Here is a 24,836-nt window from a genome sequence, read left to right on the forward strand (position 1 = left end):
ATAATGTTGATTTTAGTCACTGGAGGATGTGGTTTTATTGGTTCAGCTGTGATTCGACATCTTATAAAAAATACGCAGCATGAAGTGGTTAATATCGATATCCTAACGTATTCGGCTTCTCTTGATAATGTGGCAGAAATAGCCGGAAATAGCCGGTATTCTTTTTGCAAAACTGATATTACTGATTTTATTTCATTAAAAAAAATATTTAATCAATTCAAGCCTGATGCAGTAATGCACCTGGCTGCAGAATCTCATGTAGATCGTTCGATTGATGGGCCAGAAGTGTTTATTCGGACCAATATTCATGGAACATATTGTTTATTACAGGCTGCTTATGAATATTGGAGAGCAATGTCAGTAGATAGACAAAGAAAATTCCGTTTCCATCACATTTCAACAGATGAAGTTTTTGGTGCTTTACAGTCTGGAGATCCCCCATTTACAGAACAAACTCCCTATGATCCGCGCAGTCCTTATTCTGCTTCAAAAGCAGCTTCAGATCATCTGGTTAGGGCTTGGTTTCATACATATGGACTTCCAACTTTTGTGACAAACACAACAAATAATTATGGCATTTGGCATTTTCCAGAAAAGTTAATCCCGTTAATGATTATCAATGCCTTGGAAGGCAAGGCTCTACCAGTTTATGGTAAGGGAGATAATATAAGAGACTGGCTGTATGTTGAAGATCATGCTGAAGCGCTTGTAAAAGCTATAGAGCTTGGAATTCCGGGAGAAACTTATGCAATTGGTGCCCAACAACCCAGAACTAATCTGGAGGTTGTGCAAACAATTTGTCATATTCTTGATGAACTGAAGCCTGATCCTCAGGGAAAATACGAGCGGTTGATTCATTTTGTAACGGATCGTCCAGGTCATGATTTTAGATATGAAATAAATCCAGTCCATGCCCAAACCGAATTAAAATGGAAAGCAAAACACAATTTTGAAGAAGGAATTCGTAAAACGATTCAATGGTATTTGAATCATGAGGATTGGTGGAAGAATATTCGTCAAAAACATTATGCTGGACAACGGTTGGGAATAAAACAATGACAAATCAGCATGAAAAATCAATAAAGGGTATATTACTGGCTGGTGGATCAGGTACAAGGTTATATCCTTTGACAGCTGTTTCCAGTAAACAGCTATTGCCTATATATGACAAACCCATGATTTATTATCCGCTGACAACATTAATGCTGGCAGGTATTCGGGAAATCATGATTATCTCTACCCCTCATGATATACCACAAATCAAAAGATTATTGGGAAACGGTTCTGATATTGGAATGAAGTTTGACTATTGTGTTCAACCCAAACCTGAAGGTATTGCACAAGCCTTTGTTTTAGCTGAAGAGTGGTTGGATGCTTCCCCTTGTGCTTTGGTGCTGGGGGATAACTTGATCTTTGCTTCACATTTAAGTCAGTTGTTGCAAAAGGCGGTTCAACGAAAATCCGGTGCAACGATATTCAGTTATCAGGTTAGTGATCCTGAACGGTATGGTGTTGTGACATTCGATGAAAATGGCAAGGTAACCCAGATTGTAGAGAAACCGAAAGATCCTCCTTCAAACTGGGCTGTGACAGGACTGTATTTTTATGATTCAAGGGTTACAGAATATGCAAAAAAAATTAAACCATCAGCACGTGGTGAATATGAAATCACGGATTTAAATAAAATTTATTTTGAAAATGACAATTTACATGTAGAGCGTCTGGGTCGGGGTTGTGCTTGGTTGGATGCCGGTATTCCCGCCAGTTTGATGCAGGCGGGAAATTTTGTGCAAATGATTCAGGCAAGACAAGGGATTTTGGTGGGATCTCCTGCTGAGGTGGCCTACCATAGAGGATTTATTAATGCGGAGCAATTACGTACAATTGCAAAAAAATTGAATAAAACAGACCTTGGGAGAATGTTGATGGATGTTGCAAACGAAGGTTTTAATCAAAAGTAATTAATTATTAAAAGTAAGAAATATTTGTCATGAAAATAGAAAAATTAGCCATTTCAGAAGTATTATTGATAACACCTCCTCGCTTTCAGGATAATCGTGGATTTTTTTCAGAAACCTATAATGCACAGCGATTAAAAGAAGTCGGGATTGATTTGCCTTTTGTGCAGGATAATCAAAGCCTTTCTGTTCAGAAAGGTGTTGTGAGGGGTTTGCATTGTCAGTTGGGCCCTTATGAACAAGGGAAGTTGGTAAGATGTACGCAAGGTTCGATTTGGGATGTGGCTATTGATGCGCGAACGGGTTCTCCGACATATGGGAAATGGGTTGCTGCGGAATTATCAGCTGACAATTGGTCTCAATTGTGGATACCACCAGGATTTTTACATGGTTTTTGTACGTTAACAGAAAACGTTATGGTACAATATAAATGTACAAATTTATATAATAAAGCCAGTGAGCGTGCTGTTTTATGGAATTGTAAAGAAATTGGCATTGAATGGCCAATCGCTGGAAATGATGCGATTTTATCAGAAAAAGATATGCAAAATCCATCATTTTCAGCAGCAAAGAATTGGTTTTCATATTCATAAAAGGATAAACTGGTGACAATTCTAGTAATTGGCGGGAAAAATGGACAATTGGCAGAATCTTTACGGAATTTGCATGATAAACGCTTAAAGTTCATCGGCCGTCCACAGTTTGATTTTACACAACATAATACGATTTGCGGAGTTTTTGAGCAAGATAGACCTGACCTTGTTGTAAATACGGCAGCATGGACGGCTGTTGACGCGGCAGAGGATCATCGAGATGAAGCCTATTTGGTCAATAGCGATGGGCCTGCCTATTTAGCTGAATTATGTGCAGGATGTAATATTCCCATGATTCATATTTCAACAGATTATGTATTTTCTGGTGAAAAGGGGACTCCTTATGTTGAAACGGATCCAATTTCTCCCGAAACAGTATATGGGGCAAGTAAGGTTGCAGGAGAGAAGGCTATTTTACAGGCTCATCCTCATGCAATTATATTGAGGACAGCTTGGGTTTATTCGGAACACGGAAAAAATTTTGTTCGTACTATCATTAATGCGGGAGCCAAAAATCCAGCGCTTCGTGTTGTAGGGGATCAGAAGGGAAATCCAACCTGTTCTGATGATTTGGCTTGGACGATTATGAAAATAGCAGATCGGATTGTCGGTCAAAAATGGCAGGATAATTGGAGCGGTATTTATCATGCTGTTGGAACGGGTGATGCGACTTGGTATGATTTGGCTGTATATGCATTGAAACAGGCAGAGCGTTATGGACAAAAAATGCCTTCCATTACTTCTATAAAAACTGAAGATTGGCCAACTCCTGCAAAAAGACCGCAGGATTCAAGGTTGAATACGGACAAGCTTTATAAAACTTTTGCCATACGGTTACCAGATTGGCATAAAAGTGTTGATAATGTCATTAAAAAAATTTTCTCGACATAGAATTTAAATATAAAAGTCTTGATCTTGAGGGTTAAGACTTTTTATATATGCTGAATTTATTTATGTAATGTAGCATATGTTGTGGTGGCTGAGCCGTAGCAGAAATGGCTGTTTCCAATTGAAGCGTTAGGGTTCGACTCAATAATGATAATGGAATGGATGAATATTTCTTGGCACCATATATTGTATCACCGATAATTGGATGTCCCATAATGGAACAATGGGCTCTGGCCTGATGGGTTCTACCCGTTTGTAAATTAAGCTCAATTAAACTGCAAGCATTATCGCCTTTCAAAAATTTCCATTTTGTCAGTGCATTCTGACCCTTATTATCTTGTATCATTTTCCATTGGCCCTTTTGTGTTATTTTTAAAAGGGGGGATGTAATGATACCGGAATATTTTTTCGGTCTACCCTGAACAATGGCCCAATAGACTTTATTTACTTTATGTTGCGCAAAACAGGCTTGGGCCTTGATTAGGGCTTGCTTGCGTAGGGCTATTAATAAACATCCAGCTGTATCTTGGTCTAAACGGTGCACTAGCCATGGCCCTTCCTTTCGTCTTGATAACAGGGGAAAAAAATTTTCGACAGAGGGAATGGAATCATTTTTATCGCTCGAATACACAGGCATTCCAGCAGGTTTGTCAATGATAATATAATAGTTATCTTGATAAAGAATTCTAAAAGGAAGCAAGGTAAAGAATCTTCCCCTTATTCTGATCTTTTAATAAGGATCTCACGTTTACCAACATGGTTGGCAGGACTGACAATCCGTTCTTTTTCCATTTGTTCAATAATTTTGGCTGCTCGATTATACCCGATGGATAAATGACGTTGAATAAATGAGGTGGAAGCCTTTCCCTCTCTTAAAACAAGATTGATTGCCTGGTTATATAATTCATCATTATTACCGCCTGAACGTCCATTATTATCTTCCACAGGGTCAACGGTAACATCTTCAACATAAATCGGTTCACCCTGCGTGCGTAAATGCTGAACAACCCGTTCAACTTCTTCATCAGAGACAAAGGGACCATGAATGCGTTCAATACGTCCACCCGCCTGCATGAATAACATGTCTCCCTGTCCCAATAATTGTTCGGCTCCTTGTTCACCAAGAATAGTTCGGCTGTCAAATTTGCTGATTACCTGAAAAGAGATACGAGTGGGGAAATTGGCCTTAATAGTCCCGGTAATTACATCAACGGAAGGACGCTGTGTTGCCATGATAACATGTATTCCGGCAGCTCGAGCCATTTGCGCAAGACGTTGAACGGCAGCTTCGATATCTTTGCCGGCCACCATCATGAGATCAGCCATTTCATCAATGACGATAACGATATAGGGAAAATGTTCAAGGGGAATTTGCTGTTCCTCAAATGTTGGTTTACCAGTTTCAGGATCAAAGCCTGTTTGTATGCGTCTTGTCATGACCTTGCTTTGATTTTTTGCATTGGTTATGCGCTGGTTATAACCATCAATATTCCTGACTCCAAGCTGGGACATAAGACGATAACGTCTTTCCATCTCCCTTACCGCCCATTTCAAGGCAGACAAGGCTTTGTGTGGATCTGTGACAACAGGGGTCAAAAGATGGGGAATACCTTCATATACAGAAAGCTCTAGCATTTTTGGATCAATTAGGATTAAACGGCATTCATCAGGAGACAGGCGATATAATAAGGATAGAATCATGGCATTAACGCCCACTGATTTCCCTGAACCGGTGGTTCCAGCAATTAATAGATGTGGCATTTTTGCAAGATTTGCATAAATTGGCTCACCAAAAATGTTTTTCCCCAAAGCCAGACATAAACGTGCAGAATTTCTGTACCAGTTTTCTGTATTAAGCAGTTCGGAAAAATATACAATTTCACGAATATTATTGGGAACCTCAATCCCGATGATATTTCTGCCTGGAACTGTGGCAATGCGCACTGATATAACGGAAAGAGAGCGGGCGATATCATCGGACAGGCCAATGACACGAGCAGACCGGATACCTGGAGCCGGTTCCAATTCATATAAAGTTACTACTGGGCCATGTAGAATATTACCTATAGTGCCTTTTACCCCGTAATCATCCAAAATGGTTTCCAGCATGCGAGCATTGGCATGAAGCATTTCAGGTGTAGGTTTATTGCTTTCGTGATTTAAATTGGGTTTTAACAGGGAAAGGGAAGGAAAAGACCAACCGTTTCCTGATTGTTCTTCAAATGAGGGAGGGTGAGATTCAGATGCATTATTGGAAGATACAAAGTGTTCCTTAAGAGGTTTATGGAGCAGGGAAAAAATACCTTTATTTTTTATGGGCGTAGTTTCCCTTTTTTCATAAGGTTTGTCAGGTTGCCGGGTGTCTCCATATTCTATTGATTCGGTGGGTTTTGTTAATTCTCTCAGAGGTTGTTCGTTTTTATTAACTGTGGTGGATACTGTTGTTTCTTGCTTTGTTATCAAGGACTGCGATGCCGGCCGATAATTATTCTGGGCATCTTCCTGATCGTCCTCCGGGTTGAAAATAGGTGTGTTGTCTGGTGCCAGTGAAGAGGGTTTCTGTTTTTTTGCATAAGGCTGAATGGCATGGGTTGTTTCCCTGACAGAATCCTGATAGGCGGGAGGGGTATAGGTTTGTTCTTCCTTCAGGATATCTGGATTGGATTTAAAAGGCGAATGGTTGTAGGTCCGTAAAGGGACATTATAAGAATTATTGATATAATGATCAGTTTCTGGTTCGGCAGGTTTAGATTTCCTGAGTAAAGTATAATAGAAGAATTGAAAGATCTTTTTGAAAAAACCTATGATTTTTTTCCATTCCTGTTTTGACAATCCCATTGTTAGAGGGATTAACAGCAAACAAAATATGGCGCTTAAAACCCAGATCAAGATTCTTCCCATAATGCCAAGTGTATCCTGAGCCGCTATCAAAGATGTTCTCGCGATCACGTAACCAATTGATCCCCCCAATCCAGGTGGAATAACAAGCGTAGGAACTTTGTTGCCTGAAAATAGCAGGATGGTTGCCACAATTAGCGCAGCCATGACTGGTATGGCAATAATCATGGCTATAAAACGGATAATTATTCCTTTTAAATATTGAAACCGTATGATGCGCCAACCCCATGCAATAAAAACGAGCACTGGGAAAAAACTGGCTATTCCAACCCATTGAATTAAGATATCTGACAAATGGGATCCAATATAACCGAGCAAGTTGCTGGGAGGCTGGTTTGACGAGGTATTGAATGAAGGGTCATAAGGATTGTAACTGATCAATGCCAGCATAAGTAACAAGGCAAATATCCATAGAATCCAGCCGCTTGCCTGTATCAGCCTTTTACTGAATGAAGATTGAAATTTTGAAGTCGTGTTTTTTCCAATTTTATTCTGGTTAGGCACAGTAATTATCCAAATCCTTACAGGGGTTTATTTATTTTTATAGGGTTATAAAACTGAAATATACCCTTGGTTATTTTCTTTTTACCCAAAATTTTAGGTATGTATTTTTGAAATTTCGTTCAGCTAACATATGATAATTATCATTTAGCATAAGATTTTCATCTTGTGCAATTTCTGTAATGATAATGGATCGGGTGGAAAGCCAATTTTTATTTTCTAGCGTCTGGAGTGTATAAGGTATAAGGTTTTTTCGATATGGGGGATCCAAGAAAACCAGGTTGCAGGGGTGTTCAGTTATTGGCAGGGCCTGATAATCACTGTAAATTACACTATTCAAATGGCAATGACAACGGGTCAAGTTTTTTTCTAAAACCTGACGAGTTGATTTATTTTTTTCACAAAAAAAACCTTTTCTTGCCCCCCTGGACAAAGCTTCAATACCCAAGGCACCCGTTCCGGCAAAAGCATCGAGAACAAGGCTGTCCTGCAAAAAATATTGTCCTCCCCATTCTGCATGTATAAGCATGTCAAATAATGTTTGTCTTACACGATCGGCCGTTGGACGGGTTTCCAGACCAGCAGGGGGGTACAAATGTGTACCCTTATATTTACCGGCAATAATTCGCATGTATCTATTTATTTCTGGATAAAGGTATGTGTTTACCCGTTTGTTCTCTAATGACTTTTCCCGAAACCTCATCAAGGCTATTTTTTGGTAATGAACCTAGCTGGAAAGGTCCATAGGCAATTCGGATTAGACGATTAACTTGTAAATCAAAATGTTGCATAACACGTCTGATTTCCCGGTTACGACCTTCCTGTAATGAAACTGTAAGCCAAGCATTCATTCCTTTTTGTGAATCGATTTTGGCAATGATTGGGGAATAGTGTATTCCTTCAACTGTAATGCCATATTTTAGCTGATCCAGTTTTGCTTGTACGATATGACCAAATACCCGGACCCGATACCGACGCACCCAGTGATTGGAGGGAAGTTCCAGCTGCCTTGCTAGGGAGCCATCGTTGGTGAGTAGTAGAAGGCCTTCACTATTTAAATCCAATCTACCTACACTGATAACACGCGGCATGTTGGGCGGGAGTGCACCGAAAACAGTGGGTCGTCCCTCTGGGTCTTTGTGGGTGGTTATCAGGCCAACAGGTTTGTGATATCGCCACAAACGAGAATGTTCTGGATAAGCAATGAGTTTTCCATTAACATAGACATTGTCATTATTCGAGACAAAGGTGGCGGGTTGGGTGATTTGCTGTTGGTTAATAAAGACTTTACCTTCCGAAACCAGTTTCTCAGCATCTCTTCTGGATGCCACACCTGCACGTGCAAGCCATTTGGCAATGCGTTCTCCTTTTGAAAATGAGAGATTGGGAGAATCAGGATCTGTTTTGGGCATAGGTTCTGGCCTTGGCAATTAGTGCTGAAAATAATTTGCGATCAGTATAATCAACAGCAAATTCAGGATGCCATTGTACACCAACAAAAAAAAACCTTGAAGGATCTTCAATTGCTTCGATAGTGTTATCTTCGGCAAGGGCACTTGGGATCCCTTTTCCTGCAGATTTTATTCCAGATTGATGAAAAGAATTTACCATCCATTTTGTTCGCTTGGTTAAAGAATATAAACAGCTTTTTGGCTGAAGTTGAATGCAGTGACTTCCTTGATAGGGAGAATTTATTTGAATATGGGGAAGGCTTTCAGGCAATTCCGTTTGAATATTTTTATATAATTCCCCTTGGAGAAAAAAGGTCATGTGACAGGCACCACCTGCAATAGCCAGAATGGGAATGTTTTTTTCCCAAGCATATTGAAGAAGATTTTGTTCAAAGGGATCATGATTTTTTGAAGAGTTGGAAAATTTATTTTTATAAAGGACAAGCCCATCCATTTTGTCAAGAATCATTGATAAATTCTTTTGATTGACTGGAAAAATACCCAACGGAATTCCACCTGCCTCAAGAACACTTGTTTTTAAGTTTCTGTCCAGAATATAGGAACAAATGTTGTGATTATCTGTAAAGGGAATTGTACTACTATCCAGCGTGATGCCAATCAAGGGTAAAGAAGAATTTGTCATACAAGAATCATGGAGGTGGTGAATGTTAAGGGGGAATATATTGGATAGACGTTTTTAATAAGAAAAAGATATTTTTGTCAAAGTATCTTTTAATTAAAGATGAAAATAGTTCTTCTAATTGAAAGAATTGGTGATTTAGATGACATATTCTATATTTAAAATTTACTATAGAATTATAACATGTATTAATTTTAAGGTATGATATCATTGTATCCTAAACAATCTTACTGGAGAATGGATCAGGCTCTGCATCTTGCGAGGAAAGCATATCAGCAGGGAGAGATTCCGGTTGGAGCGCTTGTTTTATCACCGGAAAACAAGATTGTTGCGCAGGCTTTTAATCAGGTAGAGGCTCATCAAAATCCTTTGGCGCATGCCGAAATGATCGTTTTGAAAAAAGCTTGTCTAAAAGTCAAGAGTAAACGGCTTATGGGATATAGTCTGGTCGTTACATTAGAACCCTGTCCTATGTGTGCCGCTGCTGCAATGCATGCTCGGATCGCAAGAATTGTATTTGGAGCATATGATTCAAAAGGTGGGGGAATAGAGCACGGGGCGCGTATATTTTCACACCAGCAAACGATGTATCATCCTGAAATAATTGGAGGTGTTCGGGAGCATGCCTGTCAAAAATTATTAAGAAATTTTTTTATGAATTTACGGTAAAAAATTTTTAATTTTTGCCATAATTGATCATCATATTATTTCTTAAATAATTAATTTTATGTAAAAATAAAGAAATTACGAGGGATTTTATGGATAAATATTCTAAAAAAAAGCAAATGGTTCTAGAGCTTATAAATCATGTTTGTGGAAAAAAAATTAAACAGGGTTTATTGGCTTCTTTAGTATTGGGCAGTGCAGTCACAGGTTATAATTCAGCCCAGGCAACAGATTTGTTAAAGGATCATTCTGATGCGATCAAGCCGGTAACCTCAACGCAAAATCTGCCTAATTTTGTAAATTTGGTCAAACAGGTCAAACCTGCTGTTGTATCCATTACTTCACGGGTTGTTGTCGGAGACAATGATGATTCAATGATGGGAAATGGATTTCCCAATGGCGATGATAATATGAATCCTTTTCCTTTTCCTTTCCCCTTTCCCATGTTTCCACAACAAATGCCCAAGCAGGTGGCTGAGGCACGTGGATCAGGATTTATCATTTCGCCTGATGGTTATATCGTAACCAATAATCATGTTGTTAAAGGGGCGAAGAAAATAACGATTGCCCTGGAAACTGGTGCGAAATATCAGGCAAAAATTATTGGAAGGGATTCAAAAACAGATTTGGCGTTGTTAAAAATCCAGTCTGAAAAACCTTTGCCATTTATCCAGCTTGGAGATTCAAATGGTATTGAACCTGGTGAATGGGTAATTGCAGTTGGAGATCCATATGGTTTGGGGGGTACCGTTACCGCAGGGATTGTATCTGCCCGGGGAAGGGATATCGGTGATACTCCTTACGATTCCTTTATCCAGGTTGATGCTCCAATCAATCGTGGAAATTCGGGAGGGCCTCTTTTTTCTCAAGATGGTAAGGTTATCGGTGTTAATACAGCAATTTTATCTCCTTCAGGAGGGTCAATCGGTATCGGGTTTGCCATTCCATCAAATACGGTGAAAAATGTCGTTACTCAATTGGAAAAGACAGGACATGTTACCCGTGGTTATTTAGGGGTTATGGGCCAGATGATCACACCTTCAATGGTGAAAATGTTAAAATTGCCTCCCTCTGAGCATGGTATTCCACCAAAAGGGGTTTTGATTGCATCTGTTGCAAACAATAGTCCTGCTGAAAAGGCCCAATTGAAGGTTGGGGACGTCATTCTTTCTTTGAATGATAAAAAGGTTGAAAATCCGAGGGATCTTGCCAATCAGGTTGCGGCTATTACTCCCAATACAATGATTGATTTGAATATTTTGCGAAATGGCACGCGGAAAGTTGTAAAGGTTCAGGTAGGTAATCTAAACGAGGATACCAAGAGTAAAAAAACACCAGCTCCTGCTCCTGGCAGTTTAGGTGTCTCCTTATCATTATTAACCCCTGAAATAAGGCAACAGGCTGGTATTGATGAAAAAATCAAGGGGGTAATTGTTACCTCGATTAAAAACGATTCTCCAGCTGATCATGCCGGATTGCAGAACGGTGATGTCATTGTATCCGTTAATAACCAAGATGTTGATAAACCGGAAATGGCGAACCGGTTGATTAGTTCATCTCTAAAAACAGACAAAACTGTTTTATTGAGGATTTTAAGAGATGGCCAGTCCATATTTATCGCTGTCACACTCGGAGATAATGATTAAATCGCATGATTATCAGTAAGTCAAAAGTAATCGCAAAGTGTTGTTTCTTATTTATAAAGCAAAAAAAACACTTTTTAGAAATTGTTTATATTAATAATTTATAAACAACTTCCAAAAAAGTTAATTATTTATATAAAGGAAGTTATTCCCCTTTTATATTGACACAGGTTTTTCCATAAAAGGGGAAAATACCTGTGGTTTTATAATCAACAGAAGAAACTTTTGTTATGCCTGCCTTCTTTTTGGCAGAATCTATTGATGCATCCCCGCTTGCAACAATACCTAGTAGATTATGGGCACAACTTGCACCTTTTTTTGAGGTGACAGTGTGATCAGTTGCTGAAATAGGGCCTTTTACATTACTGATTAAAGCTAGTCCCACTGGTGATTTACCACCCGCACATCCGGCTAGTAATCCCGTGGTTGCTAGTAAAAAAAATATTTTTTTCATTATAAATCCAATAATATATTAAAATAAGTACTAAAATATGTAATTATTTATCAATAAATTAATTACGGGTTTTTAATAGCGGTTCTTTTATTGAATTTCAATCATAAATATTGCATATTATAAATATAAACATTATGAAATTATTACTGGTTTTGTACAGGATTGATCAATCAAGCTGAAGATCATACATAACTGTTTATGAAATTTTATAAATAATTTATTGTTTTTTATGGCTCACCAATTTTATTTCTGTACAAATATATTTTATTTATCGTAATTTTTTCGAATATGTATTATATAAAGCCAGCCTTCATTTTTATGAATCTGCATAATGTACAATATTTCTAAAAAACTATTAAAGAAATTAAAATCCTTATTTACAGTTCATGAGCCTTTTATAGGATTTGTAGATGAATTGAGTGATTCATATGCATATGGTTGGGTATGCAATCAGGATTTTCCTAATCAGCGTTTGATTTGTGAAGCAATTTTGCAGAAGACAAATGAAATACTGGTCTCTTCTGTAGCTGATAAATTGCATTATGAAACGATTAAAGAAATTGGAGATGGGAGCTGTTATTATGCATTCTATATGAAATTCCCACGTGTACTCAGTGTGAAAGAGCATGAAAATGTTGTTATTCGAGTAAAAAATTCAAATTATAAAATACCTTTTGCATCAAATATTAGATTGGAATTTCAACCATTTGTACATATGGCAATGGATATTGTTAATAATTGTAACTTACGCTGCCCATTCTGTTTGTATGATTATACCTCGACAAATAAAACATATTTTATGAGTGAAGAGGTTATAGAGTCAGCTTTACGTTTTTTGCCTTATATTCGGAACAGTGAATTTTGGTTTTCATGTCTGCATGAACCTACTCTTCATCCCAAATTAAAGGATTATATTGAGAAGGTTCCTGAAATTTATAGAAATAAAATTTTTTTTACAACTAATCTGGCCAAGAGAATGTCAGATCAGTTTTTTAATTGGCTTGTTAATTCCGGGATAGATCATATCAATATTTCTCTTGAATCCTTTGATTCTGTAATTTATGAACAATTGAGAAAAGGTGCCAAACAACATATTTTTTTGGAAAATATGGAGAAGTTGAAAAAAGCGGTCCTGACATCTGTTCATCCAATTAGAATACAATTTATAATCATGGCATATCAGTCCAACGTGAAAGAATTGCCAGATTTATTTAATAGGCTTGTTAATGATTATAATGCTTCTAAAGTGGAAATTCGCAATACATTCGATACCCCTTATCTTTCAAAAGATTTCAAAGAGAGAGAATTTTTAAATGATAGTGATTGGGTGAATTTAAGAAGGTTGTGTAAGACTTTGCCAAATAATGACAAGTTATTTTTTTTACAGGATCTTCAGGTTGAAGAGGCGGATCAAAGGAGAATATCAGTAAATAGATTTGTCGGTCAATTTATGCTTAGATTATCATGGGATGGTCATCTAAAGGTATTTGTTGAGGCCTATTCAAATATACAGGGAAAAAAAGTGGAGAGAAATATCTTTGAAACTAATATAAAAGATATTGTTAATATTCATGATTTTTATGATCAGTTAATTGAAATAAGTAATAATATGATAATAAAAAAATAAATTATATCAATTTGATGAATAGTTTTATTTATGATTATCAAATTATTATTAATATTTTGAATGATTTATTTATAGGATTGATTCAATAAATTGTATGAACAAGGTAAATGAATGATCAATTCAATTATGATGGTCAGTATAGGTGGGGCCTTGGGTTGTCTGTTGCGCTGGTGGTTGGGGATTGCCTTGAACGCTTTTTTTCCTTATTTACCCCTTGGAACTTTGGCTGCCAATTGTCTTGCTGGTTATTTTATTGGTATTGCCGTGGCAATTTTTGTGGTAATTCCAGTCCTGCTACCATGGCGCCTCTTCATTATTACGGGTTTTTTGGGTGGTTTATCAACCTTTTCATCTTTTTCTGCAGAAGTTGTTCTTTCCATGCAAGAAGGGCGTTTTATGTGGGCAGGAATTATAGTGTTTACGCATCTTATTTGTTCAATAGGGTTGACCATTCTCGGAATTGCAACGGTCTATATGATGAGATCTTGTTTTCATTGATTGTTTCGTATTCATTTTGTTTACTTCAACTCATTCGTATGATTAGGTAGATTTACTTGAATGGGAAAGCGCAATAGAAGGATAAATTTAAATGAAAAAAATTATTGTAATGATTTTCGGTATGGGGTTATTGGGGGCAGGAATAAATTCAGCTTTTGCCCAAGATTCAAAAAGTAAAGCTCCTTTTGATGAATCAATATGGCGTGTTGAACATTTAAGTCATCAAAAAACATTTATTAAATCCTATCAAAATGATCAGAAATTCACATATTTAAGTTTTAATCCTTATACACATCGAATTAATGGAAGTGGTTTATGTAATAAATTTCTTGGATTTTTTCAAAACAATGGAAACCAGATTACAATCAGTAAAATTGAACGTCAGCAAAATACCTGTTTGGATCCCCAGGTTAATGCGCAGGATGAATTTTTCTTTGACAAGTTAAAATTGGTTAAATCAGTTTCCATTGGTGGAAAATATCTAAGGTTGCTTGATGAAAATAATAAGATATTAATAACCGCAAAATATTTTAAATAATGATAACAAAAGGATGAATGGGTGATTATTTATTCGAATGAGGCAGAGGATCTTAACACTCCAACAGGCTTGATGCGTTGCCATATTTTCCGACCTGTCAAAGAGGGAAAATATACGGCGATCATATTTTACACCGAAATTTATCAGGTAACTCAGCCAATTCGTCGTTTGGCATCTTATATAGCAGGGCAGGGTTATATTGTTATTGTTCCAGAAGTCTATCATGAATATGAAAATCCAGGGGTTGCCTTGGAATATGATAAGGAAGGGACGGATCGGGGTAACTGTTTGAAATTTGAAAAACCTGTTTCAGCTTATGATTCCGATACGATGTCAGTTATTGAATGGTTAAAAACCTATCCTTATTCTAATGGCAAGATTGGATCAATGGGGGTATGTCTAGGAGGGCATTTAGCGTTAAGAGCTGCCCTGAACCCTGAAATATCAGCAGCTGTCTGTTTTTATGCCACCAATGTGCATGATGCCACCCTTGGTAAGGGGCAAAGGGATGATACCTTGAAACGATTTAAGGATATCAAGGGAAAGGTTATGTTTACATGGGGAAAACAGGATCCCCATATCCCTTTTGCGGGTCGGCAATTGATTCGTGAAGCCCTGGAAAAAGCAGAGGTTCAGTATGAATGGCATGAATTCAATGCCCAGCATGCTTTTTTAAGGGATGAAGGGCCACGCTATGATCCCGCCCTGTTTCAAACGTGTATGGGGCTTGTCATTCGGTTTTTAAGGGATTCTTTTTAGATTGCTGTCGATAAAAGTAACGTATGAATGATATTTAAATTTACGTTACTTTAATTTTTAATATTATTTTTCCTCTTTGAGGTATGCCTCAACGGGGCCGTTGAGTTTCATGCTCATGGGCTTGCCACTGCGTGTCAATGTATTGCCGATGGATACCTTGACCCATTGTTCGCTCAGACAATATTCAATAACATTATCTTTTTCCACTCCTTTAAAGCGAATACCAACTCCACGGTTTAAAAGCTCTTCATTATAGTATGGGCTTTGTGGATCGGCAGAAAGGCGATCGGGAAGCGCGTCTGACATTTTTAGGTTTCCTTGTTGTGATTTTAGCGATAAGTTTTTAACTTATTACAAAAAAATGATTCGGCCTGACAAGCAATTTTGCGATTGAAGATTTTAATGGCTGAAAAGGGCATGAACAGATGGAGATAATAAAGTGCGTGGATTTGGCATGAACAGATGGAATAGTTTATTAGTAAATACGATATTGTTTCATGTCGGAATGATCGGTTGTGCAGGAACTTTTTTTCCAGGTCTTGCCCAGGAAAGTCAAACTTTAAACAATCAAGTTCTCATGCGTTATCCAACTTTACATGGGAATAAAATTGTTTTTTCGGCACGGGGTAATCTTTGGCAGGTTTCAAAATCAGGTGGAACGGCCGTTCGGTTGACTTCCGAACAGGGTGAGGATTTGATGCCGAGATTTTCACCGGATGGTCAATGGCTAGCTTTTACAGGAAGCTATCAAGGCAATAGAGACGTCTATCTCATGCCCGCTGCGGGTGGAGAGGTCAAACGATTAACCTATCATTCTGACATTGTTGCTTCTGCACCGGAACGTTGGGGACCTGATAATATGGTTGTCACCTGGACACCGGATTCGAAATCAATCGTATTTTTATCTCGTCGCAATGCGTGGAACAGCTGGATGAGTTTGCCTTTTTCCGTATCCATAAAAGGTGGTCTGCCAAAAACGCTTCCCCTGGATCGTTCTGGATTTTTAAGTTATGATTGTGATGGAAAAAAAATTGCTTATACCCGTATCTATCGTGATTTTCGAACCTGGAAACGTTATGATGGTGGTCTGGCACAGGATATTTATATTTATGATTTTGATACAAAAAAACTGGAACAAATAACTCATTGGAAAGGCACAGATACCATTCCGATGTGGTATCAGGACAAAATTTATTTTTTATCTGACAGGGATGCCAATCGACGCGTTAATTTATGGGTTTATGACAAAACGACAGGAAAAAAACGCCAGGTAACACATTTCACCGATTATGATATTGATTTTCCGTCATTGGGTGATCAAGGCATTGTCTTTCAACAGGGCGGTCATTTATACGTGCTTGATCTTCCATCGGAGCACCTGCATGAAATCCATGTTATTGTACCGGATGATGGTATAAAAATCATGCGTCGTCATGTGTCTTTGACTGATGATGTACGTAAAACTGATTCTGCCCAACAACCTGATTTCTCGATTGCTCCAAATGGAAAACGGGCCGCTTTTGCCGCAAGGGGAAATATATTCACCGTTCCTGTTGAAAATGGAGCTATCCGAAATTTGATTAATGCAAGTAATGTAGATGCAGATCATCCCGTCTGGTCACCGGATGGAAAATGGATCGCCTATACAACAGATAGTGATGGTGAACAGAATATTGCCGTTCGTCCATCTCTGGGAGGGGCCGAACGGCTTTTAACCCATTTCAAGTCAGGTTATTATTATGCTCCGCGTTTTTCTCCCGATGGAAAACAGCTTGCCTTTTCAGATGGCAACCATAATTTATGGACAGTTGATTTTGAGGGTAAATCCGTAAAAAAAATTGCCACCGATATTCATGCGGAAATACATGATTTTAGTTTTTCTCCTGACAGTCATTGGTTGGTTTATAGTTTAACTCAATCCAATCAGCAACGGGCAATTTGGGCTTATAACTTTGCTACGAATAAGTTTGTTCAGCTAACATCTGGAAACAATAATGATTATTTGCCACTATTTTCTGCTGATGGAAAATATTTATATTTTGTTTCCAATCGTCATGAAAATACTGTTTTTGCTGACAACGAAATGAACGCCCTGACGGTTAAAAGCGCGGGAATATATGTGGCAACCCTACAGGTTGCAACCCCATCCTTATTCGCCCCTCGTTCTGATGAGGGAATTGTAGATAAAGATAGGGTTATAAGAGAGAAGGATGGAAAAACGATCTCTTCAATTCAGATCGATGAAAAAGGATTGGAAGATCGAATTGTTCCCCTACCAATTGAAGGTGGCATGATTACAGATATGCAGATTGCAGGGGATAAGGTTTATTACTTGATGAGTCCTCCACAAACGATTTCTAGTGAATTTCCGGGTGAAAAACCTGCGTTGCATGTTTATGACGTTAAACAGAGGAAAGATACCATAATTGAACAGGGTATTCAGAATTATAGTCTTTCGTATGACGGTCAGAAATTTTTATATAACAAGAATAACCAGTGGGTTATTAGTGATGCCAAGGAAAAACATACGGAAGATAAATCATTAAAGCTTGAATCCTTAACAAGTTTTGTCATTCCGTCTGAAGAGTGGCGGGAAATGTTTGATAATGCCTGGCGTCTACAGCGTGATCTTTTCGTTAATCCCCAAATGAATGGACAGAACTGGCATGAAATTCATGATCGTTATGCCAAATTATTGCCATTGGCTGGATCAAGGTCGGATATCAATTATCTTATTGGTCAGATGGTTGGAGAAATCGGTAATTCACATACATATGTTGGGGGTGGAGATCAACAGAATTTGATAAAAACAGTTCCTACAGCCTTATTGGGGGTTGACTTTGCCTATGATGCACAGAAGCAGCGTTATTATTTGGCAAAAATATATTCCGGGGATAATAGCCGCAAAGCCTATCGCAGTCCTCTATCTGAACCAGGATTTAATATTCATGCAGGTGATTATCTGTTAACGGTAAATGGTCAAGAGGTAAAGAGTGATACCAACCCTTACCGGTTTTTTGTCGGGCTCGAAAATCCTGTCCAACTCTCTTTTGAGGATCGGCAATCAAAAGCCGTGAAAAATGTAACAGTCAATACGATTAAAAGTGAACTGTCATTAAGAGAGAAAGACTGGATTGAACATAATCGTCGACTGGTTGATCGTTTATCAGGTGGGAAAATAGCCTATATCTATCTTTCAGATATGGAAGAGCTTGGATTGCAGCAGTTTATCCGTCAGTTTTATGCCCAGCTGGATAGACAGGCAGTTATTATTGATGATCGCTGGAACGGTGGTGGTTTTATCGATGAAATTCTTCTTGAGCGTTTAAGGAGAATCTTGGTGGGAATGACCACAAACCGTGAAAAAATGGCTCATTCCTTGCCTGAACAGTTGATTGTTGGACCTAAGGTCACGTTAATCAACCAGTATTCTGCATCTGATGGTGATATCTTTCCTTATTATTTTCGTAAATATGGTTTGGGTAAACTGATTGGCAAGCGAACCTGGGGTGGCGTACGTGGTATTCGCGGTTTTTGGCCTCTAAGGGATGGAGGATATATTACTATTCCAGAAGAAAGCTTGTATGGATTACAATCAGAATGGATTATTGAAAATCACGGGGTCGATCCAGATATTGAAATTGAGAATACTCCAGATGAATTACAGCATGGGCATGATAGACAATTGGAAACGGCAATAGATTATTTGCTAAAAGAGTTAAGGGATCATCCTGTATCTATGCCTCAGTCTCCTTCCTGGAAAACCGCTTATCCTGAGAACGGTATCCCCTTTAACAGGAAATAGGGTTCAAACTGTATGGTATCTTAATATAAGCCATACAGTTATCATTTTTAGAGTTTATATAAGCAGTAAGAAGAGATAACAGCCGTCATATTTGACTTTTGAATGTTCAAAACGTTGAAAGATTGTTAGTCTTTTAAAAAAGTTTGATGCAGTTTAACAATCTGGTATCCGGAAGCCAAAGTACAATGATCCAATTTTTTACCTTGTTGTACGGGACATTGATACCAATGATAATTTTTATAAAATAACCCATAACCATCTTCTATATTGCAGGATTTTTTTAAAATACCTGCAACTATTGGACATTTTTTATATATATTTTGTTTATTTATGAAAAAATAACCATCAGCAGGGGCGCAGTTGATAGTAACAACACCATTTTCCAGCCAGCATCGTTTATATTGGGCGACAGCTTTACAGGTAAACAGGATATTTAGACTAATTCCAGCAATTATGGTTACAGCCAAAGAGCGCAGATGAAAGATCATTTATCTTTCCAGTTGAGATTAATAGGTAAGTGATCGCAGTCATTATTGTAAGGACTGGTTTTAACCATTTTATAGGGCTATAGTTTTTTTTGAAAGATTTGAAAGAATAAATTTAAAAGGGCTTTCAAAATGAGTAAAAAACAAAATAAATTAATTTTTATGGCCTGCTGCACTGTCTTGTTATTATCGACTGGTACAGCTAATGCAATTGGTTTAAAGTTTTCCAATCCTCAGCCACATCAGAAAATTAAGGCCGGGAATCAAGAAATTCATTTGGTTTATGACCATGAATTTGATCCTTTCCGCAGTCGTTTGTTATTGATAAATCAATCTGGACAACCTGATTTGATTCCCGCAACAACTGCTTTAAATCACAGGGAAGTTAAAACATCATATCCGTTAAAGGCGGGGCAATATATCTTGCAATGGCATGTTTGGAATTGGAAAGGGGAGGAAAGTACAGGTGAAATTCCTTTTGAGGCTGTTAATCCCTGATTTTGTTTATTCTATTGCCAATCGTAAACCTGCCCCAGCAGCAAGTGGGCAAAAAGGTAGAGCAATAGCAAAACATGCCCCGAGTAATTGAAGATTGGGTAGGAATGCGAGATTATTTAATTTTGCATCAATAAGCATGGTGCCAAAAATAAGGACGGGGGTTAACAAGGGAAAAGTTAATATAGGGAGCAAAAAAGAGTTTTTCTTGGCTCCAAGGGCAATAGAATTTGTCATTCCCCCAACAAGAGATTGACAGGCGGTTCCAAGTGAAAGGCTGATAATAAAAATGGGCAGGATTGATATGGGTAAGTTATATAAAATTGTTAAGGGGATACTGGCGCAGAGAAGAGGGATTCCTGTACATAACCAGTGGCCTGTCATTTTGGTGAAAGCCAAGGTAGAGGGAGATATTCCAAGCAAAAAAAATTGATCCAGGGATCCATCCTCATAATCTTGCTGGAATATGCGTTCCATAGGCAACAAAGCGGCCAACAGGGCGCAAACCCACAAAATGGCGGGGGCTATTTGCTGAAGTCTTTGAGGTTCTGGTCCAAGCGCAAGTGGGAAAAGAGTCGATGTCAAAATAAAAAACAGGATTGTTCCAACGGTATCACTGGCATGCCGGAAAGAAAGTAATATTTCTCGTTGTAAAAGAAGAATGAAAGGCATGGGAATGATCTCTTAATGTAAGGAAGGGAGTGAAAGATTAAGAGATCTTGCGTTGATCAACGGAAGATCTGTATGTGTACTGACTAAAATCATGCCACCGTTTTTTTGAAAAGAGGCAAATATTTCAGCAAGATTGATCATGTTTTCTCTATCCAACCCAACGGTTGGTTCATCTAGCAACCAAATTGTTGCAGGTTTAAGCAAAATGCGGGCCAAGGCTGTGCGACGTTTTTGACCAGCGGATAATAATCGAACGGGAGTATCAATTAAATGGTATAAATTAAATTTTTTCAAACAATCGTGAAGATTGGTTTTGTAAAATTTTGAATATAACTGCAGGTTCTCTCTCACAGTCATAATCGGTTTTAAGGCGTTTGAATGACCCAACCAGGCAATAGTTTGAAGATAATTTTCATAAATTTCATGATGTTCAAAGATGTTTCTGGAGTTCCATAAAACATTACCTGAATCTGGTTTTCTGAACCCTGCGAGAATTCTTAATAACGTACTTTTGCCAACGCCATTTGGACCATGGATACAGAGACTTTCCCCTGCAGATAGAGAAAAATTGATATTGTTCAGGACCAGTTTTTCATTTCGAAATGTGGTTAGATTGACAATAGATACGGTCATGAAAAGGGTTTCAAAAATGATTTTAAGTTACAAAAGTACACTGTTTAGTGAAATTGTAAAAGCCCATGAATAATTGCTTTTATGATATTCAAGATATAATAAGTATAGTGTAATTGGCGAGATAACAAATATAAAATGTTGTTTATACACGATTATCTAACGACATAATTTAAGGATATCATTATGAAACTGATTGGTCAGGATAATTTAAAAACATGTAAAACGTTGGAAGTCGATGGAAAAACCTATCATTATTTTTCACTGGTTGAAGCAGAGAAAAAATTGGGTAATTTTCGTCGTTTACCAAATACCTTAAAAGTATTGCTGGAAAATGTTTTACGCTTTGAAAATGGTCAATCTTTTACGGTAGACAATGCCAAGGCAATTATAGAATGGCAAAAGAATCATCATAGCCAGTCCGAAGTGCCTTTTCGTCCTTCCCGTATTTTGATGCAGGATTTTACAGGGGTTCCAGCTGTTGTCGATTTGGCTGCCATGCGTGAAGGAATGACCCAGTTAAAAGGTGATCCGCAAAAGGTTAATCCACTAATTCCGGTAAATCTGGTGATTGATCATTCTGTAATGGTCGATAAATTTGGATCTGATGCGGCACTGAAAGAAAATATAACGCTTGAATTTGAACGAAACGCTGAGCGGTATGCTTTCCTTCGTTGGGGACAAGAAGCGTTCAAGGGCTTTTCCGTTGTTCCACCTGATACTGGAATTTGTCATCAGGTTAATTTGGAACATATTGCCAAGGTTGTTTGGCTTCGTGATGAAGATGGAAAAACCTATGCCTATCCAGACACTCTTTTTGGAACAGATTCCCATACAACAATGGTCAACGGATTGGGTGTTCTTGGCTGGGGTGTTGGAGGTATCGAAGCTGAAGCAGCCATGTTGGGGCAACCGATTACAATGTTAATACCGGATGTTATCGGCTTCCGGTTAACAGGAAAATTGGCAAAGGGTGTAACTGCAACAGATCTTGTTCTGACAATTACACAGATGTTACGTAAGAAGGGTGTTGTTGGCAAGTTTGTTGAATTTTATGGTCCGGCTTTGGATCATTTACCACTTTATACACGGGCTACAATTGCAAACATGGCACCTGAATATGGCGCAACATGTGGGTTCTTCCCGGTTGACCAGCAAGCTTTGGATTACCTCAAATTAACCGGTCGTGACGATCATCAGATTAAGTTGGTGGAAGCTTACCTTAAAGCACAGGGTATGTTCCGTGAAGCGAATGCGGAAGAACCAGAATTTACTGATACTTTGGAACTGGATATTGGTAATGTTGTTCCCTCTATTTCAGGTCCTCGTCGTCCACAAGATCGTATCAGCCTCAGCGATGCAACCTCTGCATTCGTCAAAGAGCTGTCTTCAGGATTCCATGTTGAAGGTAAAGATCAAGATGTCGCTTGTGCTGTTGCCGGTAAAGATTTTAAACTCGAACATGGTTCAGTTGTAATTGCGGCAATTACTTCATGCACCAATACCTCTAATACGGAAGTGATGATTGCTGCTGGTTTATTGGCAAAAAAAGCACATGCTTTGGGGTTGAAGCGGAAGCCTTGGGTTAAAACGTCTCTTGCACCTGGTTCAAAAGTTGTTACTGAATATTTAGAAAAGGCCGGGTTAATTCCATCTCTTGATGCGCTTGGATTCAATATTGTTGGATATGGTTGTACAACCTGTATCGGAAATTCTGGTCCTCTGGCACCAGAAATTGTTGACACTATCGAAAATAACAATTTGGTGGCAACAGCGGTTCTTTCGGGAAACCGTAACTTTGAGGGACGTATTTCTCCAAACGTTCGCGCAAACTATCTGGCAAGTCCACCGTTGGTAGTCGCTTATGCTTTATTGGGAACCTTGCGTAAGGATATTACAAAGGATCCTATTGGTGTTTCCAAGGATGGTAAGGAAATTTATCTACATGATATTTGGCCTTCAACAGAGGAAATCAAAGAGGTAATGGCAGCAGCGATTACGCGTGAAGAATTCCGTAAGGGATATGATAATATCAGTAAAGGTACGGTTGAATGGCAGAGATTGGCTGTGGCAACTGGATCTCAGACTTATGATTGGGATTCAAAATCAACCTATGTTCGTAATCCTCCCTATTTTGAAGGAATGAAGCGGCATCCTGAAGCCCGTCATGATATTAAAGGGGCAAGAATATTGGCGTTATTAGGGGATAATGTTACAACAGATCATATATCTCCAGCTGGTTCCATTCGTAAAGATTCCCCTGCTGGCAGATATTTGACTGAACATGGAGTCAGGGTGGAGGACTTTAACTCGTATGGTTCACGTCGTGGTAATCATGAGGTCATGATGCGTGGCACTTTTGCCAATATCCGTATTCGTAATGAAATGGTTCCAGGAGTTGAAGGTGGATATAGTAAGCATTATCCTGATGGTAAGGAAGGAGCAATCTATGATGTTGCCATGGAATACCAAAAAGAAAATACACCATTGGTTGTTTTTGGCGGTAAAGAATACGGAATGGGTTCCTCCCGTGACTGGGCGGCAAAAGGTACGACGTTGTTGGGAGTAAAAGCCGTTATTGCTGAAAGTTTTGAACGTATTCATCGTTCTAATCTTGTTGGAATGGGTGTATTGCCACTCTTATTTGAAGAGGGTACAACACGTAAAACGTTGGGATTGAAGGGTGATGAAAAAATCGATATTTTGGGTATCGAAACTTTAAAACCGCGTCAAAAAATGATTATGAGAATAACTCGCAATGATGGTTCACATCAGGATATTCCTGTGATCTGTCGTGTTGATACACAAGAAGAGGTGGAATATTATCGTAATGGTGGCATTTTGCCTTATGTTCTCAGACTAATGGCCTAAGTCTTAAAATCTGTTTTAAAGTGTAAGTGACCTGTTTATTTGTTAAACAGGTCACTTTTCATTTGTAATATATCCAAACATAACATGTCATTATCATGGAATTATAAATATTTGGATTTGTTACTTGTAAAGCATTTATAAGATTGTTAAATTAATACAAAATTGTCTTCCGTTAGATGTGGGGGGTGGCCTTAGTCGGCCGCCTTTTTTATTTTGGAATCCGTAGAAAATATTTCTGATGTACGTATTGAACAACGTGTTATCGCTTTGATTGAACCCATTTTGATTGATATGGGATATGAGTTGGTTAGAGTGGCTTTGTTGGGCAAACAAGCTTTAACCTTACAGATTATGGTGGATCGGGCTGATGGTAGTCTGATTAATGTTGAGGATTGTGAACAGATCAGTCATGCTGTAAGTGCTGTAATGGATGTTCATGATCCTATGGAAGGTCCCTGGACATTGGAGGTTTCCTCCGCCGGAATCGATCGTCCCTTGGTGCGTGTAAAAGATTGGAACCGTTTTGCGGGTCATCTTGCCAAAGTGGAAATGATGATTCCAATTGAAGGCAGAAGACGGTTTTCCGGGATTGCCCTGGGAGCGGATGAACAGAATGCGCGTATGCGTTTAGATACAGGTTCTGAAATTGAATTGCCTTTGTCAGAAATACGCAAGGCTAAATTGGTGCTGACTGATTCTTTAATTGATGCATGCAGTCATATGGTCAATGCTTTATCTGGGTCGGAAACTGAATAAAGTATAAG

24 protein-coding genes are annotated in these 24,836 nt (G+C 38.4%); 14 read left to right on the top strand and 10 right to left on the bottom strand.

Features of this window, described 5'->3' with window-relative positions; genetic code table 11:
- Window positions 1-3 precede the first annotated feature (3 nt).
- Genes rfbB through rfbD form a run of 4 tightly spaced genes read left to right on the top strand, consistent with a single transcriptional unit; the run spans window position 4 to window position 3,442 of the window.
- Complete coding sequence (gene rfbB / locus H3R28_RS06575; RefSeq protein ID WP_155568600.1) at window positions 4-1,059, top strand: dTDP-glucose 4,6-dehydratase; 1,056 nt, start codon at window positions 4-6, stop codon at window positions 1,057-1,059.
- Entirely contained in the window at window positions 1,056-1,961 is a 906-nt protein-coding gene (gene rfbA / locus H3R28_RS06580) for a glucose-1-phosphate thymidylyltransferase RfbA (RefSeq protein WP_155580988.1), read from the top strand. The genes rfbB and rfbA overlap by 4 nt, the downstream gene beginning before the upstream one ends.
- 29 nt (window positions 1,962-1,990) lie before the next feature.
- Window positions 1,991-2,551, top strand: a complete 561-nt coding sequence (gene rfbC, locus H3R28_RS06585) for a dTDP-4-dehydrorhamnose 3,5-epimerase (RefSeq protein ID WP_122124137.1) — start codon at window positions 1,991-1,993, stop codon at window positions 2,549-2,551.
- 12 nt (window positions 2,552-2,563) lie between these two features.
- The gene (rfbD, locus tag H3R28_RS06590) at window positions 2,564-3,442 is read left to right on the top strand and encodes a dTDP-4-dehydrorhamnose reductase (protein ID WP_198210316.1); all 879 of its coding nucleotides are present in this window, start codon (window positions 2,564-2,566) and stop codon (window positions 3,440-3,442) included.
- 31 nt (window positions 3,443-3,473) lie between these two features.
- On the opposite strand, the gene H3R28_RS06595 is transcribed toward rfbD, so the two are convergent.
- The 5 genes from H3R28_RS06595 to H3R28_RS06615 form a co-directional block, all read right to left on the bottom strand.
- Window positions 3,474-4,139 (bottom strand): RluA family pseudouridine synthase, encoded by a 666-nt coding sequence (locus H3R28_RS06595; RefSeq protein ID WP_232351253.1) that lies wholly within the window; start codon window positions 4,137-4,139, stop codon window positions 3,474-3,476.
- A gap of 17 nt (window positions 4,140-4,156) precedes the next feature.
- Entirely contained in the window at window positions 4,157-6,841 is a 2,685-nt protein-coding gene (locus H3R28_RS06600) for a DNA translocase FtsK (RefSeq protein ID WP_370552830.1), read from the bottom strand.
- Window positions 6,842-6,911: 70 nt separating this feature from the next.
- Window positions 6,912-7,469 carry a 16S rRNA (guanine(966)-N(2))-methyltransferase RsmD gene (gene rsmD / locus H3R28_RS06605; protein ID WP_198210321.1) on the bottom strand — a complete coding sequence of 186 codons (558 nt, stop codon included), beginning with the start codon at window positions 7,467-7,469 and terminating at the stop codon, window positions 6,912-6,914.
- A 4-nt stretch (window positions 7,470-7,473) separates the two neighbouring features.
- Window positions 7,474-8,250, bottom strand: coding sequence for a pseudouridine synthase (locus tag H3R28_RS06610; RefSeq protein ID WP_198210322.1), 777 nt, complete (start codon window positions 8,248-8,250; stop codon window positions 7,474-7,476).
- On the bottom strand, window positions 8,231-8,932 hold the full coding sequence (locus tag H3R28_RS06615; protein WP_198210323.1) for a gamma-glutamyl-gamma-aminobutyrate hydrolase family protein: 702 nt from the start codon (window positions 8,930-8,932) through the stop codon (window positions 8,231-8,233). The genes H3R28_RS06610 and H3R28_RS06615 overlap by 20 nt, the downstream gene beginning before the upstream one ends.
- Window positions 8,933-9,166: 234 nt before the next feature.
- Between H3R28_RS06615 and H3R28_RS06620 the strand changes: the two genes are divergently transcribed.
- Both H3R28_RS06620 and H3R28_RS06625 read left to right on the top strand, forming a co-directional pair.
- Window positions 9,167-9,598, top strand: a complete 432-nt coding sequence (locus H3R28_RS06620) for a nucleoside deaminase (RefSeq protein ID WP_155567400.1) — start codon at window positions 9,167-9,169, stop codon at window positions 9,596-9,598.
- An 89-nt stretch (window positions 9,599-9,687) separates the two neighbouring features.
- On the top strand, window positions 9,688-11,241 hold the full coding sequence (locus H3R28_RS06625) for a trypsin-like peptidase domain-containing protein (protein WP_232351254.1): 1,554 nt from the start codon (window positions 9,688-9,690) through the stop codon (window positions 11,239-11,241).
- 142 nt (window positions 11,242-11,383) lie between these two features.
- Here the strand turns inward: H3R28_RS06625 and H3R28_RS06630 are convergent, their stop codons facing one another.
- Window positions 11,384-11,692, bottom strand: a complete 309-nt coding sequence (locus tag H3R28_RS06630; RefSeq protein ID WP_198210324.1) for a TRL-like family protein — start codon at window positions 11,690-11,692, stop codon at window positions 11,384-11,386.
- A gap of 331 nt (window positions 11,693-12,023) precedes the next feature.
- Here H3R28_RS06630 and H3R28_RS06635 point away from each other — a divergent pair, with 331 nt between their 5' ends.
- The 4 genes from H3R28_RS06635 to H3R28_RS06650 all read left to right on the top strand — a co-directional run bounded on the left by H3R28_RS06635 (window position 12,024) and on the right by H3R28_RS06650 (window position 15,114).
- Window positions 12,024-13,319 carry a radical SAM protein gene (locus H3R28_RS06635; protein WP_198210326.1) on the top strand — a complete coding sequence of 432 codons (1,296 nt, stop codon included), beginning with the start codon at window positions 12,024-12,026 and terminating at the stop codon, window positions 13,317-13,319.
- A 111-nt stretch (window positions 13,320-13,430) separates the two neighbouring features.
- Window positions 13,431-13,817, top strand: a complete 387-nt coding sequence (gene crcB / locus H3R28_RS06640; RefSeq protein ID WP_110439121.1) for a fluoride efflux transporter CrcB — start codon at window positions 13,431-13,433, stop codon at window positions 13,815-13,817.
- Window positions 13,818-13,908: 91 nt separating this feature from the next.
- Window positions 13,909-14,355 (top strand): META domain-containing protein, encoded by a 447-nt coding sequence (locus tag H3R28_RS06645; RefSeq protein WP_122124129.1) that lies wholly within the window; start codon window positions 13,909-13,911, stop codon window positions 14,353-14,355.
- 21 nt (window positions 14,356-14,376) lie between these two features.
- On the top strand, window positions 14,377-15,114 hold the full coding sequence (locus H3R28_RS06650; RefSeq protein WP_198210328.1) for a dienelactone hydrolase family protein: 738 nt from the start codon (window positions 14,377-14,379) through the stop codon (window positions 15,112-15,114).
- A gap of 63 nt (window positions 15,115-15,177) precedes the next feature.
- Here the strand turns inward: H3R28_RS06650 and H3R28_RS06655 are convergent, their stop codons facing one another.
- A complete protein-coding gene (locus tag H3R28_RS06655; RefSeq protein ID WP_110439118.1) occupies window positions 15,178-15,420 on the bottom strand; it encodes a DUF3297 family protein in 243 nt (80 codons plus the stop codon).
- 133 nt (window positions 15,421-15,553) lie between these two features.
- On the opposite strand from H3R28_RS06655, the gene H3R28_RS09080 reads away from it, so the two are divergent.
- Entirely contained in the window at window positions 15,554-18,919 is a 3,366-nt protein-coding gene (locus H3R28_RS09080) for a S41 family peptidase (RefSeq protein WP_155572344.1), read from the top strand.
- A gap of 125 nt (window positions 18,920-19,044) precedes the next feature.
- On the opposite strand, the gene H3R28_RS06665 is transcribed toward H3R28_RS09080, so the two are convergent.
- Window positions 19,045-19,407, bottom strand: a complete 363-nt coding sequence (locus H3R28_RS06665; protein WP_198210330.1) for a hypothetical protein — start codon at window positions 19,405-19,407, stop codon at window positions 19,045-19,047.
- Between the two features lie 129 nt (window positions 19,408-19,536).
- Between H3R28_RS06665 and H3R28_RS06670 the strand changes: the two genes are divergently transcribed.
- Window positions 19,537-19,902 carry a copper resistance protein CopC gene (locus tag H3R28_RS06670; RefSeq protein WP_155569686.1) on the top strand — a complete coding sequence of 122 codons (366 nt, stop codon included), beginning with the start codon at window positions 19,537-19,539 and terminating at the stop codon, window positions 19,900-19,902.
- Between the two features lie 6 nt (window positions 19,903-19,908).
- Here H3R28_RS06670 and ccmB read toward each other — a convergent pair whose 3' ends face one another.
- Window positions 19,909-20,571, bottom strand: a complete 663-nt coding sequence (ccmB, locus tag H3R28_RS06675; RefSeq protein ID WP_232351255.1) for a heme exporter protein CcmB — start codon at window positions 20,569-20,571, stop codon at window positions 19,909-19,911.
- A gap of 12 nt (window positions 20,572-20,583) precedes the next feature.
- The gene (gene ccmA / locus H3R28_RS06680) at window positions 20,584-21,204 is read right to left on the bottom strand and encodes a heme ABC exporter ATP-binding protein CcmA (protein WP_155569684.1); all 621 of its coding nucleotides are present in this window, start codon (window positions 21,202-21,204) and stop codon (window positions 20,584-20,586) included.
- Window positions 21,205-21,387: 183 nt separating this feature from the next.
- On the opposite strand from ccmA, the gene acnA reads away from it, so the two are divergent.
- Both acnA and rimP read left to right on the top strand, forming a co-directional pair.
- Complete coding sequence (acnA, locus tag H3R28_RS06685) at window positions 21,388-24,072, top strand: aconitate hydratase AcnA (RefSeq protein ID WP_155568586.1); 2,685 nt, start codon at window positions 21,388-21,390, stop codon at window positions 24,070-24,072.
- Window positions 24,073-24,285: 213 nt separating this feature from the next.
- The gene (gene rimP / locus H3R28_RS06690) at window positions 24,286-24,828 is read left to right on the top strand and encodes a ribosome maturation factor RimP (RefSeq protein WP_155568585.1); all 543 of its coding nucleotides are present in this window, start codon (window positions 24,286-24,288) and stop codon (window positions 24,826-24,828) included.
- Window positions 24,829-24,836: the final 8 nt, after the last annotated feature.

Origin of the sequence: Commensalibacter sp. M0268 (assembly GCF_016101925.1) — a bacterium.
GTDB lineage: Bacteria > Pseudomonadota > Alphaproteobacteria > Acetobacterales > Acetobacteraceae > Commensalibacter > Commensalibacter melissae.

Coding starts and splice junctions, on each gene's coding strand:
- rfbB (WP_155568600.1), top strand. CDS start 4: ATGTTGATTTTAGTCACTGGAGGATGTGGTTTTATTGGTTCAGCTGTG.
- rfbA (WP_155580988.1), top strand. CDS start 1,056: ATGACAAATCAGCATGAAAAATCAATAAAGGGTATATTACTGGCTGGT.
- rfbC (WP_122124137.1), top strand. CDS start 1,991: ATGAAAATAGAAAAATTAGCCATTTCAGAAGTATTATTGATAACACCT.
- rsmD (WP_198210321.1), bottom strand. CDS start 7,469: ATGCGAATTATTGCCGGTAAATATAAGGGTACACATTTGTACCCCCCT.
- H3R28_RS06610 (WP_198210322.1), bottom strand. CDS start 8,250: ATGCCCAAAACAGATCCTGATTCTCCCAATCTCTCATTTTCAAAAGGA.
- H3R28_RS06615 (WP_198210323.1), bottom strand. CDS start 8,932: ATGACAAATTCTTCTTTACCCTTGATTGGCATCACGCTGGATAGTAGT.
- H3R28_RS06620 (WP_155567400.1), top strand. CDS start 9,167: ATGGATCAGGCTCTGCATCTTGCGAGGAAAGCATATCAGCAGGGAGAG.
- H3R28_RS06625 (WP_232351254.1), top strand. CDS start 9,688: ATGGATAAATATTCTAAAAAAAAGCAAATGGTTCTAGAGCTTATAAAT.
- H3R28_RS06630 (WP_198210324.1), bottom strand. CDS start 11,692: ATGAAAAAAATATTTTTTTTACTAGCAACCACGGGATTACTAGCCGGA.
- H3R28_RS06635 (WP_198210326.1), top strand. CDS start 12,024: ATGTACAATATTTCTAAAAAACTATTAAAGAAATTAAAATCCTTATTT.
- crcB (WP_110439121.1), top strand. CDS start 13,431: ATGATCAATTCAATTATGATGGTCAGTATAGGTGGGGCCTTGGGTTGT.
- H3R28_RS06645 (WP_122124129.1), top strand. CDS start 13,909: ATGAAAAAAATTATTGTAATGATTTTCGGTATGGGGTTATTGGGGGCA.
- H3R28_RS06655 (WP_110439118.1), bottom strand. CDS start 15,420: ATGTCAGACGCGCTTCCCGATCGCCTTTCTGCCGATCCACAAAGCCCA.
- H3R28_RS06665 (WP_198210330.1), bottom strand. CDS start 19,407: ATGATCTTTCATCTGCGCTCTTTGGCTGTAACCATAATTGCTGGAATT.
- H3R28_RS06670 (WP_155569686.1), top strand. CDS start 19,537: ATGAGTAAAAAACAAAATAAATTAATTTTTATGGCCTGCTGCACTGTC.
- ccmB (WP_232351255.1), bottom strand. CDS start 20,571: ATGCCTTTCATTCTTCTTTTACAACGAGAAATATTACTTTCTTTCCGG.
- ccmA (WP_155569684.1), bottom strand. CDS start 21,204: ATGACCGTATCTATTGTCAATCTAACCACATTTCGAAATGAAAAACTG.
- acnA (WP_155568586.1), top strand. CDS start 21,388: ATGAAACTGATTGGTCAGGATAATTTAAAAACATGTAAAACGTTGGAA.